Origin of the sequence: uncultured Campylobacter sp., from assembly GCF_938045625.1 — a bacterium.
GTDB lineage: Bacteria > Campylobacterota > Campylobacteria > Campylobacterales > Campylobacteraceae > Campylobacter_A.
The window spans coordinates 1-17,911 of sequence record NZ_CALIAV010000062.1 but is presented as its reverse complement, the minus strand read 5'-3'; the positions used below and the strand labels follow the sequence as shown (position 1 = coordinate 17,911).

19 protein-coding genes are annotated in these 17,911 nt (G+C 47.8%); 13 read left to right on the top strand and 6 right to left on the bottom strand.

All coding sequences use genetic code 11. The features are described 5' to 3' along the window. Positions 1-19: 19 nt before the first annotated feature. From Q0386_RS06450 to Q0386_RS06430, 5 genes are read right to left on the bottom strand one after another with little or no spacing between them, the layout of a single operon-like run. A complete protein-coding gene (locus Q0386_RS06450) occupies positions 20-1,216 on the bottom strand; it encodes an MFS transporter (protein WP_299028744.1) in 1,197 nt (398 codons plus the stop codon). Then, positions 1,206-1,964, bottom strand: a complete 759-nt coding sequence (locus tag Q0386_RS06445) for a potassium transporter TrkA (RefSeq protein WP_299028739.1) — start codon at positions 1,962-1,964, stop codon at positions 1,206-1,208. The genes Q0386_RS06450 and Q0386_RS06445 overlap by 11 nt, the downstream gene beginning before the upstream one ends. Next, positions 1,961-2,242 carry an AtpZ/AtpI family protein gene (locus tag Q0386_RS06440; RefSeq protein WP_299028737.1) on the bottom strand — a complete coding sequence of 94 codons (282 nt, stop codon included), beginning with the start codon at positions 2,240-2,242 and terminating at the stop codon, positions 1,961-1,963. The genes Q0386_RS06445 and Q0386_RS06440 overlap by 4 nt, the downstream gene beginning before the upstream one ends. Then, complete coding sequence (gene hemL / locus Q0386_RS06435) at positions 2,242-3,657, bottom strand: glutamate-1-semialdehyde 2,1-aminomutase (protein WP_299028735.1); 1,416 nt, start codon at positions 3,655-3,657, stop codon at positions 2,242-2,244. Before hemL ends, Q0386_RS06440 begins: the two co-directional genes overlap by 1 nt. After that, the gene (locus tag Q0386_RS06430) at positions 3,654-4,010 is read right to left on the bottom strand and encodes a c-type cytochrome (RefSeq protein WP_299028731.1); all 357 of its coding nucleotides are present in this window, start codon (positions 4,008-4,010) and stop codon (positions 3,654-3,656) included. Before Q0386_RS06430 ends, hemL begins: the two co-directional genes overlap by 4 nt. An 82-nt stretch (positions 4,011-4,092) precedes the next feature. On the opposite strand from Q0386_RS06430, the gene folD reads away from it, so the two are divergent. From folD to Q0386_RS06365, 13 genes are all read left to right on the top strand, one after another. After that, positions 4,093-4,944 (top strand): bifunctional methylenetetrahydrofolate dehydrogenase/methenyltetrahydrofolate cyclohydrolase FolD, encoded by an 852-nt coding sequence (gene folD / locus Q0386_RS06425; protein WP_299028728.1) that lies wholly within the window; start codon positions 4,093-4,095, stop codon positions 4,942-4,944. A gap of 3 nt (positions 4,945-4,947) precedes the next feature. Further along, positions 4,948-5,814, top strand: a complete 867-nt coding sequence (gene lepB, locus Q0386_RS06420) for a signal peptidase I (protein ID WP_299028725.1) — start codon at positions 4,948-4,950, stop codon at positions 5,812-5,814. Then, positions 5,811-6,464, top strand: a complete 654-nt coding sequence (locus tag Q0386_RS06415; RefSeq protein WP_299028722.1) for a site-2 protease family protein — start codon at positions 5,811-5,813, stop codon at positions 6,462-6,464. The genes lepB and Q0386_RS06415 overlap by 4 nt, the downstream gene beginning before the upstream one ends. A 110-nt stretch (positions 6,465-6,574) precedes the next feature. Next, the gene (gene rpiB, locus Q0386_RS06410) at positions 6,575-7,015 is read left to right on the top strand and encodes a ribose 5-phosphate isomerase B (RefSeq protein ID WP_299028719.1); all 441 of its coding nucleotides are present in this window, start codon (positions 6,575-6,577) and stop codon (positions 7,013-7,015) included. Then, complete coding sequence (locus Q0386_RS06405; RefSeq protein WP_299028716.1) at positions 7,012-7,341, top strand: hypothetical protein; 330 nt, start codon at positions 7,012-7,014, stop codon at positions 7,339-7,341. Before rpiB ends, Q0386_RS06405 begins: the two co-directional genes overlap by 4 nt. A 20-nt stretch (positions 7,342-7,361) precedes the next feature. Beyond that, positions 7,362-7,910 (top strand): adenine phosphoribosyltransferase, encoded by a 549-nt coding sequence (apt, locus tag Q0386_RS06400; protein ID WP_122874170.1) that lies wholly within the window; start codon positions 7,362-7,364, stop codon positions 7,908-7,910. After that, a complete protein-coding gene (locus Q0386_RS06395) occupies positions 7,910-8,512 on the top strand; it encodes a DedA family protein (RefSeq protein WP_299028713.1) in 603 nt (200 codons plus the stop codon). The genes apt and Q0386_RS06395 overlap by 1 nt, the downstream gene beginning before the upstream one ends. Further along, positions 8,493-9,944: a leucyl aminopeptidase gene (locus tag Q0386_RS06390; RefSeq protein WP_299028710.1), complete on the top strand. Its 1,452-nt coding sequence runs from the start codon at positions 8,493-8,495 to the stop codon at positions 9,942-9,944. The genes Q0386_RS06395 and Q0386_RS06390 overlap by 20 nt, the downstream gene beginning before the upstream one ends. Next, positions 9,944-11,047 carry a redox-regulated ATPase YchF gene (gene ychF / locus Q0386_RS06385; RefSeq protein ID WP_299028707.1) on the top strand — a complete coding sequence of 368 codons (1,104 nt, stop codon included), beginning with the start codon at positions 9,944-9,946 and terminating at the stop codon, positions 11,045-11,047. Before Q0386_RS06390 ends, ychF begins: the two co-directional genes overlap by 1 nt. Before the next feature lie 463 nt (positions 11,048-11,510). After that, positions 11,511-12,929 carry a tetratricopeptide repeat protein gene (locus tag Q0386_RS06380; RefSeq protein ID WP_299028704.1) on the top strand — a complete coding sequence of 473 codons (1,419 nt, stop codon included), beginning with the start codon at positions 11,511-11,513 and terminating at the stop codon, positions 12,927-12,929. After that, entirely contained in the window at positions 12,919-13,494 is a 576-nt protein-coding gene (locus Q0386_RS06375) for a hypothetical protein (protein ID WP_299028701.1), read from the top strand. The genes Q0386_RS06380 and Q0386_RS06375 overlap by 11 nt, the downstream gene beginning before the upstream one ends. Before the next feature lie 198 nt (positions 13,495-13,692). Further along, entirely contained in the window at positions 13,693-14,430 is a 738-nt protein-coding gene (locus Q0386_RS06370; protein WP_299028698.1) for a DNA alkylation repair protein, read from the top strand. 102 nt (positions 14,431-14,532) lie between these two features. Next, entirely contained in the window at positions 14,533-15,360 is an 828-nt protein-coding gene (locus Q0386_RS06365) for a class I SAM-dependent methyltransferase (protein WP_299028695.1), read from the top strand. 24 nt (positions 15,361-15,384) lie between these two features. Here Q0386_RS06365 and Q0386_RS06360 read toward each other — a convergent pair whose 3' ends face one another. After that, a complete protein-coding gene (locus Q0386_RS06360) occupies positions 15,385-16,959 on the bottom strand; it encodes a Na+/H+ antiporter (RefSeq protein ID WP_299028692.1) in 1,575 nt (524 codons plus the stop codon). Positions 16,960-17,911: the final 952 nt, after the last annotated feature.

The window sequence follows — 17,911 nt, the reverse complement described above, 5'->3', positions numbered from 1 at the left end:
GTCAAATTTGAGATTTTCATTAGCTATTTGCCATCGTGCCGGGGCTGTGCTCAAAGTCGCTTCTGCTTTCAAGCGGAACGGTCTTTTGCGTGAGGCAAAACGCGATGAGAAACGCAAGCAGCGCCACGTAAACCCACATAAAGCCCTCAAAGCCTAAAATTTGCATACTAGCGCCCATTATCACGGACGAAAGAAGTGAGCCAAAAGAGTAGCTAAAAAGTACGGCGCGCCCTACTTCGATGCCTTGATTTTTGTGTTTTAAAACGTCGTTGGCACGAGCAAGCGATAACGCGTAGAGGCAAAAAGCGCCCGAGCCTAGAAAAAACGACAAAACGTACTGCGCGTAGATAGGGGGCTTAAGCGCCAAAAAACAAATAGCCGCAAATAGCGACACACCCGCGCAGCACATTATCGCGGGACGGCGGCCGAATTTATCCGAAAAGCCGCCTATGAGAGAGTGGGCGATAAAGCCACCCGCCATCGCTATCGTCATAAAAAACGAAACCTCTCTCGCACCGTATCCTTGCAGCAGGATATAAACGCTAGCCATCGAAAAAAAGCCGTTTATAAGGATACCGGCTACGATACTGGTAATGAGCGCCAAAGGCACGAGCGCAAATACTCTCGGGATCGAGACGCTCTTTTTTTCGGGGATCGGCGGCTCTTTGATGCGGATTAAATTTAAAGGAATACTCGAAAACAAAATAAACGCCGCGCTAAGCAAAAGTACGTGAGAAGTGGATAAATTTAGCGATAGCACGAGGATACCCAGCCCAAAACATACGTAAAACGTGATCTCGTAAAACGCTAGTACTCGCGAGCGAACTTCGTTTCTGGCGCGCGCGTTGAGCCAGCTTTCGATTATCATCAAAATCGAGTAGTAGCAAAAACCCAGACATCCGCGCAAAAAAGCCCAAAAATAAAGGTTTTGGCTAAGATCGTGAAACATCGCCGCGATACCAAAAAGCGATGCAAAGATCCCAAAGCTCCTGATGTGGCCGACTTTTGAGACGATTTTATGCGAAAATATCGTGGCCGCCATAGCTCCGACGAAAAACACCGCGATAACAAATCCCGTCTCCAGCTCGCCCGCGCCCATTTTTTTTAGCTCGACGCCCGCAGAGCTGATGATGAGGCCGTTTCCCACAAACAAAAACGCCATCCCGACAAATAGTGCAAACATCGATCTGATCGTTATTATCGAGCTATTTCTCATTGATTCTTACTCCATATATCAAAGCACCCGCAGGCATCGCCGCAAGCGCGATCAAAAACGCGGCGATATCGAGGTTGCCGTGCCTTTTTAACGCCAGAAATCCGACGACTAAAACCGCATACGCGATCAGCCGAAACGGCACGAATGCGGTAAAATAGTTGGGCGAATTTTGCTTTAAATTTTGCGCGAAAATTTGCTTTTTAGGCGGTTTAGCTTCGCTGTCTTTACTTGATTTGCTCAAATTTGACTCGCTTGTTTGGCTGAAATTTGACCCGTTATTTTGACCTGCGCCGTTTAAATTATGCTCGTCAAATTTGCCCTGCGCGGCTTCTTTTTGTTCTGTTGCCGCGTCAAATTTAACCTGCTCGTTTTCGTCTTTTAAATTTAACTCCACCGCTTGGTCAAATTCCGCGTCCGTTTTTACCGAGCCGTCCAAATTTGATGCATCCAAACGCCTAGCATCTTCGCGGTGCGGGTCATGCCAGTCAAATTTAGCGTCCCCTAGGCGATCCGGAAACTCCTCGTGATTTTCGCCCCACTCGTCTATGTCGTCATCTGCAGAGGCGTCATAGTCTCGCACGCCGTTTTCTACGCGCTTTTTATAGGCTCTAAAGGTCGCGGCCAGCACCAAAAGCGAGCCCGCAAACGCGACCTGCGAGCTGTAAAACCACGCGCGGCCAAATGCCGCCGAGCCTAGCAAAAGCAAAGCCTCAAACGCGCCGTAAACGGCAAGGAGCTTAAGATTCACTCATCGTCCTCGTCATCGTCGTCTTTTGCGGGTTTAAATTTATCTTTATCTTTTAGTTCATCTAGGCTTTTTATCTGCGCGTCGTAGGCCTTTTTGATGTTTAGGCCGGCTGCGGCGATACCGACTGCGATGCCTGCAAACAGCGTCCACGTCCAGCCGGTTTCCTTCATCATCCAGTAGCCAAACCCGGCCCCGATAGCAAGCGCCACGACGATAGAAACGCCCAGACTTAGCTGCTCGGCGCCCTTTACGACCTCGCCTAAATTTATCCTAGCCATCAGGCAAATCCCCAACTGTTTTTTATCTGCTCTTTTATCTTTTCTCGCTCTAGTTTTGCCTCTTTTAGCCGCTCCTCCAGCTCGGCGATCCTGGCTTTTACGCCTTGCATCCTCTCGTGCTCGTCGTGCATCTCGTCCGTGATCTCGTCAAAGCTCTCGTCGGCGGCCCTAACGGCAAAAACTATATCCTCGTCGCTCATCGCCTTGCAAACAAAGCCCGTCTCAAACTGGCTAGGCGCTAGATAAACGCCGCGTTTTAGCATATTTGCGTGAAATTTGGCGTATAAATTTACGTCGCTTTTTAGCGCGTCGTCGTAGTTTTTGACCTCGTTTTGATTAAAGAAAAACCCGAACATCGAGCCTCGCACCGTCGTTTGCAGCGCGATACCGTGCTTTTTAGCGGCCTCGGCAAAACCTCTCATTAGCAAATTAGCCTTTTTACTTAGCTCGGCGTATAAACCGTCGTCGGCAAAAATTTTACTTAGGCTCGCGATGCCCGCAGCCATGGCTACCGGATTGCCGCTTAGCGTGCCTGCCTGATAAACTGCGCCTTCGGGGCTTAGGCAGTCCATGATAGCAGCCTTTCCGCCAAACGCCGCCGCCGGGCAGCCTCCGCCGATAACCTTGCCAAACGTTACTAGATCGGCCTTTATACCGTTAAATTCAAACGATCCGCGCCTGCTCGCACGAAATCCGCTCATGACCTCGTCAAAAATTAACACCGCGCCGTTTTCGTCGCAAAGTCGCCTAAGCCCGCTTAAAAACTCGTTGCTAGCAGGCACTAGCCCCATATTTCCGGCGATAGGCTCGATGATAAGAGCGCCTATTTTGCCTCTATTTGCCTCAAATATCGCTCGCACGCTAGCTATATCGTTGTAGCGCGCTAGATACGTGTTTTTTACCACGTCCGCGGGTACTCCGCCGCTAGAAGCGTTGCCGTACGTCGTCGCGCCGCTACCGGCTTTTACCAAAAGCGCGTCGCTGTGCCCGTGATAGCAACCTTCAAATTTTATCAGTCCGTCCTTGCCGCTAAAACCGCGCGCCACGCGGATCGCGCTCATAGTGGCCTCCGTGCCCGAGCTTACGAAGCGCACCTTTTCGACGTTTTTAAACTCGTCGCAGATTAGTTTGGCTAGCTTCGTCTCTAAATTTGATGGAGCGCCAAAGCTTAGTCCCTTTTTAGCAGTCGCTATCACCGCGCTCTCGATATCGGGATCGCAGTGCCCAAAGATGAGCGGTCCCCAGCTCTGGATGAAGTCTAGATAGCGATTTCCCTCGATATCTACTAGATACGCGCCCTCGCCGCGGTCCACCACAAAAGGCTCGCCGCCTACGCTGCCAAACGCGCGAACGGGCGAATCTACGCCGCCTGGGATATATTTTTTAGCTAGCCCGAAAGCTTCTTTGTTCGTCATTTTTTATCCTTGTTGAAATTTATAACGTATTCGTAAAGCAAATTTATCTCTTCGTCGGTTAGAAAGTAGCTAGGCATCACGCTTTTTGCGCTTAGTACGCCCTCTTTAAAAGTCTCAAAATCAAGATTGTTTATCCTTGGCGCTCTTAGCTCGTCGTCGATGACCTGCTTCGTTTTTTTATCGAAATGTCTATATTTTGATATGAGCGAGCCCTCGCCGCCGCTACCGTGACACTTGTCGCAGCCGATGCCGCGCGGGTTTTGATAGAGCATCTTTGCGTATTCGTTTTTCGTGATAAAATCGCTCGCAAACGCCGCGCCGCAAAGTAGCCCTGAAATCAGCCAAATTTTCATAAATTCTTTCGCTTTTTCGTAAATTTAATCTAAAATTAGCTATCATACAATCTTTGCGATTAAAAAGTAATAAAGGACGAAAATGACGATATTAGACGGCAAAAACGTAAGCGCGCAAGTAAAAGAAAGAGTAAAAAACGAGGCGCTAAATTTGAAAAATCAAGGCATAGAGCCGGCGCTTGCCGTGATACTGGTCGGCGAGGATAAAGCCAGCCAAACCTATGTCGCGGCAAAAGAAAAAGCCTGCATAGCCTGCGAGATAAAAAGCGTAATGCACCGCTTGCCCGAGTCTACGACGCAAAGCGAGCTAATCGCGCTAATAGACGTGCTAAATTTAGACGACGGCATCGACGGCATCCTAGTTCAGCTGCCGCTACCAAAGCACATAGATACGAATAAAATTTTAGAAACCATAAGCCCCGAAAAAGACGTGGACGGCTTTGCCGCGATAAACGCCGGCAAGCTAGCTAGCGGACTTGACGGGTTCGTGCCGTGCACGCCGCTAGGCATAATGGAAATTTTTAAAGCCTACGATATAAATTTAGAGGGCAAAAACGCCGTCGTGATCGGGCGTAGCAACATCGTGGGCAAGCCGATGGCAAATCTACTGCTAAACGCCAACGCGACCGTAACCGTGACACATAGCAAAACGCGAAATTTAAAGGAAATTTGCGCGGACGCCGACATCCTCGTAGCCGCTATCGGTAGAGCCGATTTCGTAACGGCTGATATGGTAAAAGACGGCGCCGTCGTAATCGACGTAGGCATAAACCGCATGGACGACGGCAAGCTAAAAGGCGACGTCAAATTTGACGAAGTAGCGCCTAAATGCTCGTTTATAACGCCAGTTCCCGGGGGCGTAGGTCCGATGACTATCGCGATGCTACTGTCAAACACCATAAAATCGGCCAAAAACCGCGCGAAAAAGGCGTAAATTTTGAAAAAAGCGTTTAATAAATTTTTAGATTTTTCAAACAGCTGGACGGGCACGGTCGTCATCGTCCTGCTCGTGATTTTTTTTGTCGCGCAGGCCTTCGTGATACCATCAGGTTCGATGAAGGATACTCTTTTAGTCGGCGATCATCTTTTTGTTAAAAAATTTAGCTACGGCATCTCGACTCCCCGCATTCCGTGGATAGAGGTCAAGGTTTTGCCAGATTTTAACGGTAACGGCCACCTCATCGAGGGAGCCAAACCCGAGCGCGGCGATATCGTGGTTTTTCGCTATCCGCACGATGAAAAGATCCACTACGTCAAGCGAAATTTTGCAGTCGGCGGCGATGAAGTGATTTTCACCGAAAAGGCGCTATTTTTACACCCACACGAGGGCGAGGAGTTTATAAAGGCAAATTTTGACGAAAAAGATATAGTAAAATTTGACGGTAAGCTTTTCGTGCGCGAGCCATATAAATTCGGCGGTATCCACTACGACGAGAAGGTAAATTTATTTGAACTAGCCGTAAACTACCTAAACGCGAGCAAATTCGCCATGCAGCCCGTTATCGTAAACGAGCTACCCAGCGTAGGCAACTATCCGTTTAACGCATTTTATTTTCAGGTTCCTGAAGGCGAGTTTTTCATGATCGGCGATAACCGCGACCACTCAAACGACAGCCGCTTTTGGGGGCCTGTAGCCTACAAAAACATAGTCGGCAAGCCGTGGTTTGTATATTTTAGCTGGGATGATGAATACAAAATCAGATGGAACAGGGTCGGCAAGAGCGTGGACTTTATACAAAACTCGCCTGAGCTGCTAGACGCCGCCAAAGCCGAAGCTAAAAACGACGGAAACAAGATCGAATGAACCTTGATAGCATCGACTTCGCTCAGGTCGCGATCCTAGTCACCGTACTCGTTATCTCCGTCGTCGGACATGAGATCGCGCACGGATATGCGGCGTTTAAATTTGGCGACCTGACCGCCAAAAATTTGGAGCGGCTTAGCATAAACCCCATAAAACACGTTGATCCGCTGGGCACTATCGTCGTGCCGGCACTCATGTATCTTAGCACGGGAGTGACGTTTGGCTGGGCTAAACCCGTACCCATAAATTTACGCACGGTGCTTTATAACGGCGGCTACAAGGCCGCTATCATCGTCGCGCTTGCGGGTATCGCATACAACCTTGCTCTTTTTGCGCTAGCGTTTTGCTTATTTAAATTTATAGGCTTCGAGGGGTTTTTTGGCGGCGCGGTAGCGGAGTTTGTATTTATGCTAGCAGCCGTAAATTTAGTCCTAGCCCTCTTTAACCTCTACCCTATCCCGCCTCTTGACGGCTCCAAAGCGCTTGAGTATCTTTTACGCATTTTTGGGCTTCACGGCGCTGCAAACTGGCTAAACAGTATGCAAAGATACGGCTTTATCGCGCTAGTTATCATCGTGATCTCGCCGCTAAAAGATTATTTTTTCGAGCCGATACGATATGCCGTGGCGATCATGAGGATGTTTTTGTAAACGGTAAATTTTAAAATTTAGCCCAAATTCCGCTCCTAAAGGCTCGCCGCGAAATTTTACTTTAATGCTTTTTTGCTATAATTAAGCATTTTTTAGCTTATGGAAATTTCATGAAAATAGACAAAATTTTTATCGCGAGCGACCACGCAGGCTTTGATCTTAAGGCGCAAATTTGCGAGCTTTTAAAAAACGAAGGTTTTAGCGTATGCGACCTAGGAACGCATAGCAAAGATAGCGTCGATTATCCCGATTTTGCCGAGATTCTAGCGCAAAATTTACGAGGCGATAACGAATACGGCGTGCTAATCTGCGGCACGGGTATCGGCATCAGTATCGCGGCTAATCGCCATGCACACGTTCGTTGCGCGCTTTGTCACGACGTCACAACGGCAAAACTAGCACGCGAACATAACGACGCAAACGTACTAGCCATGGGTGCTAGAACTATCGGCGACGCGGTTGCGGCAGATATGATAAAAGCCTTTTTCGCTACCGAATTTGCCGGCGGCAGACACGAAAGGCGCGTGAAAAAACTAGGAGGCGAAAAATGATAGATTGGCTCGTACTTACCGTTTTGATCTGCATTTGTATCTACCTAACCGTTATGGTGTTTTACTTTAAAACCTTGCTTAAAAAAGAGCGTGCGACGCGCGATTTTATGAAAAACAATCTCCAAGATACCGAAGTCGTAATCCGCAAGCTGCAAGTCCAGCTACAGCGCGGTCTTGGCAACATCGACATCCTTACTGACGAACTCAATAAAGTCAAAAACGATGCCAACGCCCTTCGCACCAGAAACTCGCAGTACCGCCTGGAAAACGACAAGCTTCGCCAGCGCATCCGCGAGCTAGAAGGCAAAATCGAAGCGCTACTATAAATCAAATTTAAAGGCAAAAAATGAAAGAACTAGACAAAGCGGGGAAGGAGTTTTTATTAAATTCTATCCGCTGCATAAACGATTTTCCAAAACCGGGCATAGTATTTCGCGACATCACGACGCTGCTAAACAACAAAGAGGCGTTTAATTTTTTAATGGATCATCTAGTTGCCAGATACGAGGGTGCCGATATCGACTTTATCGCCGGCATCGAGTCGCGCGGATTTATATTCGCAGCAGCTTTGGCGGCTAGGCTGCGGCTACCTTTCGTGCCGATTAGAAAGCCTAAAAAACTGCCATATATCACGATCTCGCAAAAATACAGCCTAGAATACGGCGTGGACGAAGTGCAAATTCACGTCGATGCATTCGGCGAAAAAGCGGGCGCAAAAGTGCTTTTAATCGACGATCTAATCGCTACGGGAGGCACGGCTAAGGCTAGCGTCGAGCTAATCAATCAAACAAATGCCGTTTGCGTAGAGGCCTGCTTTTTGATCGATTTAAAGGATCTTGGCGGTAGCGCAAATTTACGCCCGCTAACTAAAATTTACAGCATTTTGGAGCTATGATGGAAGAATTTTTTACGAAACTACTCATCGAGTACGGCTACATCATACTTTTCGTCTGGTGCATAATGGAAGGCGAAATGGCGCTCATAATGGCGGGAATCCTCTCTCATCAAACGCATATGCATATCGCGCCGGCAATCTTTATCGCGGGTCTGGGCGGCTTTGTCGGGGATCAAATTTACTTTTATCTAGGCCGCTATAACAAAAAATACATCGCCAAAAAACTATACACGCAGCGCCGTAAATTCGCCATCGCACACATAATGCTGAAAAAATACGGCTGGCCAATTATCTTTATCCAGCGCTACATGTACGGCTTTCGCGTCATCATACCGTTGACCATAGGCTTAACAGGATACAGCGCGAAAAAATATGCGCTCATAAATCTAATAAGCGCTTGGTGCTGGGCCGCGATCACGATAATCCCCGCATGGGTTTTAGGCGAGCACATACTTGATATCCTGCACAAAGCAAAAGAGCACTGGTACGTCGCTGTGCCGGTAGTAGCGGTATTTTTGGGCGCTTTGCTCTGCGGCTTTAAGCGCATAGAAAATAAAATTTTAAACGATAGGAGACACAGAAGTGCAGTTTCAACTCACTAATAAAAAACTAAACGAAATCAAGGCTGATTTGGAGCTAATTTTCGTCGTAGATAAAAACCTAAAACATAAATTTATAAAAGACGAAAAGGCGTTTAAATTTGCCAACTACAAAGGCGAGAGCGTCTTGCTTTTGCTAGAAAGCAGCAGGATCTACGTCCCGCTAAATAAGCTTGGCTACGACGAGCTTCGCATAGCTGCGGCAAAGGCCTACAATGCGGTAAAATCGCTAAACGTCAAAAGCATTAAACTAGCCTCGTATCTCGCAGGCTGCCAGAAAATGAGCTTTCAAGCTCTAACCGAGGGCTTTTTGCTCGGAGCTTACGAATTTAACAAATACAAAGAAAAAAAAGAAAAATACGCGCTAAAAGATATTATTTTTAGCTCTGAGGAGTATAACGACAAGGAAGTCCGCGAAAACGACGCGCAGGACGGCTTTGCTCACGGCGAGATAATCGCCTCTGCGACAAATTTCACCAAAGATATCGTAAACGAAATACCTGAAATCTACACCCCGCAAAAAATGGCCGAAGAGGCGCAAAATTTAGCTAAGTCTAGTCCAAATTTAAGCTGCAAAATTTACGACGAGAAATTCCTCGAAAAAGAAAAGATGAACGCATTTTTGGCCGTAAACAGAGCCAGCGTCCATCCGCCTCGCCTCATCCACCTTATCTACAAGCCAAAAGATGCGAAAAAACGCGTAATCTTCGTCGGCAAGGGGCTTACGTACGATAGCGGCGGGCTTAGCTTAAAGCCGGCTGATTATATGCTAACGATGAAAGCCGATAAAAGCGGTGCGGCTGCTGCAATGGGTATAATTAAAGGCGCGGCCAAGCTAAATTTGCCGTTTGAAATTCACGCTATTTTAGGCGCGACTGAAAATATGATCGGCGGCAACGCCTATAAACCAGACGACGTGCTAATCTCTCGCAGCGGCGTTAGCATCGAGGTGCGAAACACCGACGCCGAGGGCCGTTTAGTACTAGCAGACTGCCTTAGCTACGCGCAGGATTTTAAACCAGACGTGCTAATCGACATGGCGACACTAACGGGCGCTTGCGTGGTGGGCCTTGGCGAATACACAAGCGGCATAATGGGCAACAACGAGGAGCTAAAGGCCGAATTTAAAGCAAAAGCTGCAAAGAGCGGCGAGCTAAATACGATTTTAGAGTTTAACCCTCATTTGCGCGAGCTAATCAAAAGCCAGATCGCAGACGTCAGCAACACAGGCTCTAGCCGTTACGGCGGCGCGATCACGGCAGGGCTTTTCCTCGATAAATTTATAAAAGACGAATTTAAAGACAAGTGGATACATCAAGATATCGCAGGCCCCGCATATACCGAAAAAGCCTGGGGATATAACCAAGCGGGCGCGACGGGAGCTGGCGTGCGAATGAATCTTTATTATCTATGCGCTATGGCAAAGGAGCTGTAATGGGACTAGCAGTAGGTATCGTAGGTTTGCCAAACGTCGGCAAATCAACCACGTTTAATGCACTAACGAAAGCGCAAAACGCCGAGAGCGCAAACTATCCGTTCTGCACGATCGAGCCGAATAAAGCCGTCGTGCCAGTGCCCGATAAGCGCCTAGGCGAGCTAGCCAAAATCGTAAATCCAAATAAAATCCAATACTCCACGATCGAATTCGTCGATATCGCGGGCCTCGTAAAGGGTGCGAGCGCGGGCGAAGGACTAGGAAATAAATTTCTCTCAAACATCCGCGAGACAGAGGTGATTTTGCACATCGTGCGCTGCTTTGAGGACGAAAACATCACTCACGTAGAGGGCGGCGTCGATCCCGTCAGGGACGTCGAGATCATCGAGACCGAGCTCATCCTCGCCGACATCGAGCAGCTAAACAAAAAAATCGAGCGCCTAGCCCGCGAAGCCAAAGCAAACGCAAAAGGCGCGAAAGAAGCGCTAGAGACGGCAAACTCGCTGCTAGCCCACCTAAATGAGGGCAAAAGCGCGAGCAGCTTCGGCGGCAAGGACGAGGAAGCGTTTATAAATTTAAACAAAGAGCTAAGGCTACTCAGCGCAAAAGAGGTCGTCTACGGCGCAAATGTGGGTGAAGACAGCATCGCGCAGGATAACAAATACGTGCAGGCGCTTCGCGAGTTTGCCGCGCGCTCGGGGCACGAGGTTATCAAGCTTTGCGCCAAGATCGAAGAGGAGCTAGTGGGGCTTAGCGACGAAGAGGCGCATGAGTTTTTAAGCTCGCTAGGCACGAACGAGAGCGGCCTAGAAAAGATCATCAAAACGGCATTTGCGAAGCTAAATTTAATCAGCTACTTTACCGCGGGCGTCGTCGAGGTGCGCGCATGGACGATCGTAAAAGGCTGGAAAGCGCCAAAAGCCGCCAGCGTCATCCACAACGACTTTGAGAGGGGATTTATCAGAGCCGAAGTAATCGGCTACGAGGACTACATCGCGTGCGGCGGCGAAAATCCGGCCAAAGAGGCGGGCAAAATGCGCCTAGAGGGCAAGGACTACGTCGTGCAAGACGGCGACGTGATGCATTTTAGATTTAACGTCTAAGTCGCAAAATCGGTCAAATTTGGCTTTATAGCCGAGCGGTTTTTGGCTAAATTTGACCGCCATCTGTTTTATGCCGCGCAGCTTACAAACCTAAGCACGGGCAAGATAAATTTTTGCATCGGCGTTTTGGCTACTCTAGTAACTGCACCATAAAATTTTAGTCTTTAAAAGCACGGTTAAATTCAGCTCGGAGCGGTTTTGGTGCTCAAATTTGGCTCGCGCTAAATTTAAGGAAAAATTTGAAAAAGATCATAGCCGCTTGTGTAACCGCGCCAAATTTACTCCACACCCAAATAATTTTCAAAGGGCACCAAGATTGCGTAGTTTTAGCACATCGTCGCACCGCTTAGGCAGTGCGCCCAGATGCTATAACCTATCGATAAAGTTGTATGCAAGCTCTACAAAGAGGCAAAATAGGTCAAATTTGAAAAACAAAATAAGTAAAATTTAACAAAGGAGCGCAATGATAAAACTGGTCTTACTGTTACTTTTTGCGCTAAATTTAGCTCTCGCAAATTTGACGGACGAAGGTCAAACAGCCTACGACGCGGGCGATGAGCAAAAAGCGGCTAAAATTTGGCTAAAAGCGTGCAAAGCAGGCGAAGCGCGCGGATGCGTAAGGCTTGGGTTTTTATATCAAAGCGGCAAAGGCGTAGAGCAAGATGACGTAAAAGCCGCCAAATTTTATGAAAAAGCCTGCGATGCGGGCGAATTAGCAGGCTGCGACAGCCTAGCCTCGCTCTATCAAAACAGCGGCGAATACGCCAAAGCCACCGCGATTTTTGAGCTAGCCTGCGAAAAAGGATTTGGTTTAAGCTGCTATAATCTAGCTCAAATTTACGAAGCGGGCGTCGGTGCCACAGCAGATGAAAGCAAGGCGCTAAGCCTCTACGTAAAAGCCTGCGAGTGCGGATACGCGGTAGTTTGCTACTATTTAGGCGGCATGTACGCGGACGGCGCAATGGGCAAAAACGACGAAGCCGCGAAAAACTCGAAAAACGCGCTCAAATTTTACTCGCTTGCCTGCGAAAGTAAAATTTACGAAGCGTGCGAGACTTTAGGCAGGCTTTACGAGGACGGCCGCGCTGGTTTTGCGCAGGATATCAAGGCTGCTAGATCCTACTACGACAAAGCCTGCACCACCGATGCCTACAAATGCGGCGGCAGCGAGCGTCTGGACGAGCTATACGGCGGCTGGGTGCAGTATCAAGGCGGGCAGTTTGAGGCAGCCTACGAACTGGGCAAAGAGTCGTGTGGCAGGGATGTAGCAAACGGTTGCGCAGCACTAGGAGAGCTCTACAAAAAGGGGCTTGGTGGAGCGCGGCAAGATAGCGAGCAGGCGGTCAAATTTCACGAAAAAGCCTGCGAGGGCGGCTTTGGCGCTTCTTGCGCCGAGTTTGGCGATATGTTATTTCATGGGCGCAGCGTAAAAAAGGACGTTTCTCGCGCACTGGAGCTTTTTGAAAAGGCCTGCCTACTTTGGCGACTAGATGCCTGCGAGAGCCTAGCGGACGCGTATTTTGATGGATCAGACGTGCCACAAGATATCCCAAAAGCCTTTAACTTTTACGGGATCGCCTGCTACAACGGGCTAAAACCGGCATGCACAAATCTAGGTGCGATCTACGAAAAGGGCATAGGTGAAGTGGTAAAAGCGGGCGCCAGCGAGGCTGCGAGCCTTTTTAGCGAGGCTTGCGAGGCGGACGATGCGCGCGGGTGCCTAAATCTAGCGCGCCATCTTGAGCGCAGCGACAAAAAACAAGCCGCCGCGCTACGCCAAAAGGCGCAAAAGCTGCACGAAAAAGAGTGCGAGGCGGGGCTAGCTAAAAAGTGCATGGAGCTTAAAAAATCAACTAATAAAGGAGAAAAACATGAGTTTTAAAAGAGTTTCGCTTGCCGCCGTTGCGGCCGTTTGTCTATTTTTAGGCGGCTGCACCCAACCTAGAACCACGCAGATAGAGCTACCAAAAAGTGCGCTAGATAGCGTAAATCTGCCAAACGAAGTAGCCATAGACGGCGAAAAATTCGTCTTAAAGCAAAAAAACGCAAGAACGGCTGAGTTTTATCTACCCAATGAAAAAGTGGGCTTTAAATGGACCAAACTAGTAAGCGTCACCGTCGATGAAAACGCCGATATCAACGAATACCAAAAGACCTTTGTAACCGCGCTAAAAAGCGGGCAGTTTGGCAAAGCGGAGTATGATTTCAAGTCTATAAACGATAAAGAGTATCAAGCTTACACGATCTACTATCCGATCACAGGCAACCCGGATTTTGACAACTACGAGATCAATCTAATCCACGTCAAGAGCCTTAACTGCGGGCTTAGAGTCACGCACTACGCGCTAAAGTTTCTAAATATCGCTGATAGAAGCAAATTCCACACGCTAATCAAGCAAAAAATGCCGATATTTTTAGCGCAACTGCCGCAAGTCGAGTGTAAATAATTTTACTTTCGGGCGTTATTTTTAGTTTTTGCTAAATTTATCGCCCTCTTTTTGGGTCAATATTTAAATTTGACCCAAAAAAACTGCGGTAAATTTGACGAGCGTAACGGCTGCAAATTTAATGCCGCCTGGTTTTAGGCGACAAATTTACGATTCATATCTGCTTAAAGACTAGATAAACCTACCCAAAGGGAAAACATGGAAAACGGCGGACTGGCTGCATATTTCGGAGAAAATTTAGTGCAAATTTTATCGCAAAAGATAAAGGCGGTTTACCCTAAATTTGACGCGCAAAGCTACTGCGGGCAAATTGCTGAAAGCACGCCAAATTTCGGCTATTCGCAAAGGATTTTGGCGCACGCAAACGCGCTAAATGAACTTTTGCCGCCGGATTTTAGGCGCGCGGCGGAGATTTTGGTCGTGATTTTAGGCGAAGAAAACCCGAACGAAACTGGCATGTTTAAGCATTTTTACTGGACTTTGCCGCTGGCAAAATACGTCGAAATTTGCGGCATAGACGACTTTGAAACCTCGATGAGCGCGATTAAAGAAATCACGAAGCGCGGCACTGGCGAGTACGCGGTGCGCGCCTTTATCAAAAAATATCCGCAAGACTCTCTAAAAACCATGACGCAGTGGGCATGCTCGTCAAATTTTCACCTGCGCAGGCTAGCATCCGAGGGCCTGCGACCAAAGCTTCCGTGGGCTAGTAAGCTGGAGCTTTTCATCAGCGATCCGCGCCCCGTTTTTGCGGTGCTGGAGATACTTAAAGAGGACGAGGTGCGCTTCGTACAGCGCTCGGTCGCAAACAACGTCGCGGACTATCTAAAGGTAAATTTTGCTGCCGCAAAAGAGCTGCTCATGCGCTGGCAAAGCTCGCAAAACAAAAACAAGCAGCAAATCATCCGTCATGTGACGAGGAAGATAAAAATTTAGCTTTTGCGTTCGGTATTAAATTTCAAATGCGGTGCGTAAATTTACGCTAAAATTTAACGAAAATCGGTGCGATCTGCCCGATAAATTCAGGAAAGGATAAAGATGATTTTAGCTTCAAACTACGATGAAATCGACTTTGACGCGCTTTATAAGGCGCAAAAGGCGAGAAGCTCGTTTGGCAAAAAATTTGCCGAGGACTGGGACAAAAAGGCGCCCAGCTTCAACGAGGGTGTGATGAAAAGCGCCTACGCGCGAGAATTTATAGATAAGGTTGATTTTACGGGCGTTTCTACGTTGCTTGACTTTGCGTGCGGAGCGGGCGCGTTAAGCGTGCTGGCAGCGAAAAAGGTGGATCAAATTTACGGCTATGACTTTTCGCCGAGGATGCTAGAATTTGCCCGCGAGAACGCTCAAATTTGCGGTGCAAAAAACGCTAAATTTGCGCAAAAAGCCTTTGAGGACGACTGGTCGGACGTGCCTGTATGCGACGTGGTTTTTGCTTCGCGCTGTCTTGAGGTGGACGATCTCAAGGCCTCGCTTAACAAGCTTCTTTCAAAAACTAAAAAATCGCTTTACATCACGTTTAAAGTGGGCGGCAGCTTCGTAGACGGGGACGTTTTGGACGCGATAGGGCGCAAGGTGGAGCCAAAGCCCGACTTCGTCTATCTTTTAAACATCTTGTTTCAAATGGGCTATCTGCCGAGCCTGAGCTACATCAAAGCCCGGTGTCATGCAGGTCCTGCTTCGAGTGCCGAGGAACTCGTCCAAAAGACGCGCTGGGGGCTTGGCGGCGAGCTAAGCGAAGCTGAGGAGGCGCGGCTGGCGGAGTATTTTAACAGCGGCAAATACGAGCCAAAGCGGGATTTATGCACTGGGCGTTTGTACGGGTGGATAAGGCAAATAGAGCCTAAATTTAAAGCATATGTCTAAACTTGCTCATAAATTTGAGCAAGTTTAGTACTCGCTATGCTCCTGCCACCTTCGCTCCTCAAGGTCGATGTGATACAAAAAGATCCTGATGATCTCTTCGTCGATTTTTGGGTCTTTGTTTAGCTCACGAAGCGCCTTTCGCTGCTCATTTAGGATCTCAAAATAGGTCTGCCTGACCTCGTCGCTGATCTCGAAATTTTCATTTGAAAGCTCGAAATTCCAAACTTCTTTGAGTTTTTGGAACAAGAAATTCTCCTCATTGCAAAATTTCTCGCTTTGAAATTTAAGCGAAGCCTCGGCAAGTGCCTTTTTTATCTTGATCTTTGCAAGCTCGATTGGCATGTGGTCGTTAAAGTCTGGAAATTTGACACTTTTTATAAGTAGCGGCAGAGTTAGTCCCTGAACTACGAGCGTTAGCAAGATAACGACAAAGGTGATAAACAAGATGAGGTCTCTATGCGGAAACGGCTCGCTACCAGCCATGGCGGGGATAGAGAGTGCCGTAGCTAGCGAGACTACGCCCCTCATGCCCGCCCAACCGACGATAAACGGCGTCGCTTTGCCTGGATTGCGATCATCCGCCACGCTGATAAAGCGCTTCATAAATATCGTGATATAAACGGCTCCGTATGATGCCAAAAGCCTAATGACGATGAGCACGGCAGTCACCAAAACGCCGTAAGATAGTGCCTCAAGCAGCGAGACACCGCTACGCTTTAGCCCTGCTAAAATTTCAGGCAGATCAAGGCCGATCATGGTAAAGGCAAGGCCGTTTAGCAAGAAAATAAGGTTGTACCAAACGGGGAAAGCGTGGATCCTTGTTGAAGCGGTGAGAATTTCGTTTCGTTTTGTCGAGAGGTAAAGTCCGCCGCAAACTACCGCCAAAACGCCGCTCGCGCCAAGCTCCTCAGCTAAAATATACATAGCATAAGGCGTCGTGATCGTCATGATCGTATCGCTGTTCTCATCGGTTGGCAAGGTCTTATGCAAAAAGTAGGCTACTAATGCCACCACAAGACCGACCAAAACACCGCCAGCCACCATCCAGACAAAGCTTGCAGCCGCCTTGTACCAGATAAACTGCCCAGTAGTCACTGCCACTGCGGCAAAGCGAAAGATGATGAGCGATGATGCGTCATTTAAAAGGCTCTCGCCTTCTAAAATAGCGCTGATCCTGCGCGGTGCTTTGACAAATTTAAGGATCGCAGCCGTACTCACCGCATCTGGTGGTGAGACGATAGCGCCAAGCATGAAGCCAAGGGCGAGCGAGAAGCCAGGGATCACTAAATTTGCTATCACGGCAACAGCTGCTGCGCTGATAAAAACGACGATAAATGCAAAACTTCCAATCACTCGGCGCCATTTATAGAGCTCTTTTATCGAGTTTGCCCATGCGGCCTCGTAAAGAAGCGGCGGTAAAAATATGATGAAAATAAGCTCTGGATCGATCCTGATGGTGGGTAAATTTGGCACAAAACTAATGGCAAGACCGCCCAAAACTAAAAGCACCGGATAGGCTACTTTTAGGCTGTTTGAGATCATCACTAAAGCGATAATGATAGCTAGCAAAGCCAAAAATAGCAGTAAGTGTTCAATCATCTTTTTCCTTTAAATTTCTTTTTTGTTGATGCCTAGTCTATCTTTTATGCCAAAGCTATCGATCAGGCATCTTTTGACCAAATTTGCGATAGATTTTCTTGAAATTTGGTCATTTTCGTTTTTAAATTTCTCCCTTTTTTGCCCAGCTCGTAACCTTGCAGTCTATCTCGTTGGCACAACTAAACCACTGCGGACGTATCAGCGTGTAGTCAAGAGCTTAGTTTTCTATAATCTTGGCTGAGTCTATGTAGGAGCTTAGAGCGCGCCTATAACCCTATAACGTAGCCGCCAAGGCTTTCGCTAGCGCCTAAGAGTAAAATTTTCATACCTATCCTCAACACTAAGTAAAATTTAATAGATTTAAAAAATGGCGGGGAGAGATTCTAACTCTCGGTGAGTTGCCCCGCACACGCATTTCGGGCGTGCTCCTTAAACCGCTCGGACATCTACCTAGGTTTGGGGCGAAATTATATCTTGACTTGCTTAATGTTAGCTTTTATAGCTTTAGCCCCAAGATAACGGCATATTTGTACTCATTATCCATCGGGCAATGCTAGGCGGCTCGCCCCATTTTTCAAAGCCAAATTTCAAAAATAGCCCAAGACTTGCTCTGCTTTGGCAAAAAAATTGCCGGGCATTGGGACAAAAAGGTGCCCAGCTTCAACGATGGCTTGTTAAAACTAGCTACGCGAATGAATTTATAATCAAGGTTGATTTTGGTGGCGGCAAATATAAACCGAGGCAAGGATTTATACACTGGGCGTTCGTGCGAGTGGATAAGAATAGCTAAATTTGGTTTTTAGTTAAGCAATATAAATTCGGATCAAATTTAAATGAAAGCAAAACAATTCAGCGAGCAGCCATAAACCGCTCGCTATTTAAAAGAATTAAGCACCAATGATGATGTGGCTAGCTTTGATGATAGCAGTTACTTCATCGCCCGCTTTTAGAG

What these genes read in the sequence shown, in the direction of transcription:
- Q0386_RS06375 (WP_299028701.1), top strand. Translation starts at nt 12,919, where the DNA reads ATGAGTTTTAAAAGAGTTTCGCTTGCCGCCGTTGCGGCCGTTTGTCTA.
- hemL (WP_299028735.1), bottom strand. Translation starts at nt 3,657, where the DNA reads ATGACGAACAAAGAAGCTTTCGGGCTAGCTAAAAAATATATCCCAGGC.
- Q0386_RS06380 (WP_299028704.1), top strand. Translation starts at nt 11,511, where the DNA reads ATGATAAAACTGGTCTTACTGTTACTTTTTGCGCTAAATTTAGCTCTC.
- apt (WP_122874170.1), top strand. Translation starts at nt 7,362, where the DNA reads ATGAAAGAACTAGACAAAGCGGGGAAGGAGTTTTTATTAAATTCTATC.
- Q0386_RS06440 (WP_299028737.1), bottom strand. Translation starts at nt 2,242, where the DNA reads ATGGCTAGGATAAATTTAGGCGAGGTCGTAAAGGGCGCCGAGCAGCTA.
- folD (WP_299028728.1), top strand. Translation starts at nt 4,093, where the DNA reads ATGACGATATTAGACGGCAAAAACGTAAGCGCGCAAGTAAAAGAAAGA.
- Q0386_RS06365 (WP_299028695.1), top strand. Translation starts at nt 14,533, where the DNA reads ATGATTTTAGCTTCAAACTACGATGAAATCGACTTTGACGCGCTTTAT.
- Q0386_RS06415 (WP_299028722.1), top strand. Translation starts at nt 5,811, where the DNA reads ATGAACCTTGATAGCATCGACTTCGCTCAGGTCGCGATCCTAGTCACC.
- Q0386_RS06360 (WP_299028692.1), bottom strand. Translation starts at nt 16,959, where the DNA reads ATGATTGAACACTTACTGCTATTTTTGGCTTTGCTAGCTATCATTATC.
- ychF (WP_299028707.1), top strand. Translation starts at nt 9,944, where the DNA reads ATGGGACTAGCAGTAGGTATCGTAGGTTTGCCAAACGTCGGCAAATCA.
- rpiB (WP_299028719.1), top strand. Translation starts at nt 6,575, where the DNA reads ATGAAAATAGACAAAATTTTTATCGCGAGCGACCACGCAGGCTTTGAT.
- Q0386_RS06430 (WP_299028731.1), bottom strand. Translation starts at nt 4,010, where the DNA reads ATGAAAATTTGGCTGATTTCAGGGCTACTTTGCGGCGCGGCGTTTGCG.
- Q0386_RS06450 (WP_299028744.1), bottom strand. Translation starts at nt 1,216, where the DNA reads ATGAGAAATAGCTCGATAATAACGATCAGATCGATGTTTGCACTATTT.
- Q0386_RS06395 (WP_299028713.1), top strand. Translation starts at nt 7,910, where the DNA reads ATGGAAGAATTTTTTACGAAACTACTCATCGAGTACGGCTACATCATA.
- Q0386_RS06370 (WP_299028698.1), top strand. Translation starts at nt 13,693, where the DNA reads ATGGAAAACGGCGGACTGGCTGCATATTTCGGAGAAAATTTAGTGCAA.
- Q0386_RS06405 (WP_299028716.1), top strand. Translation starts at nt 7,012, where the DNA reads ATGATAGATTGGCTCGTACTTACCGTTTTGATCTGCATTTGTATCTAC.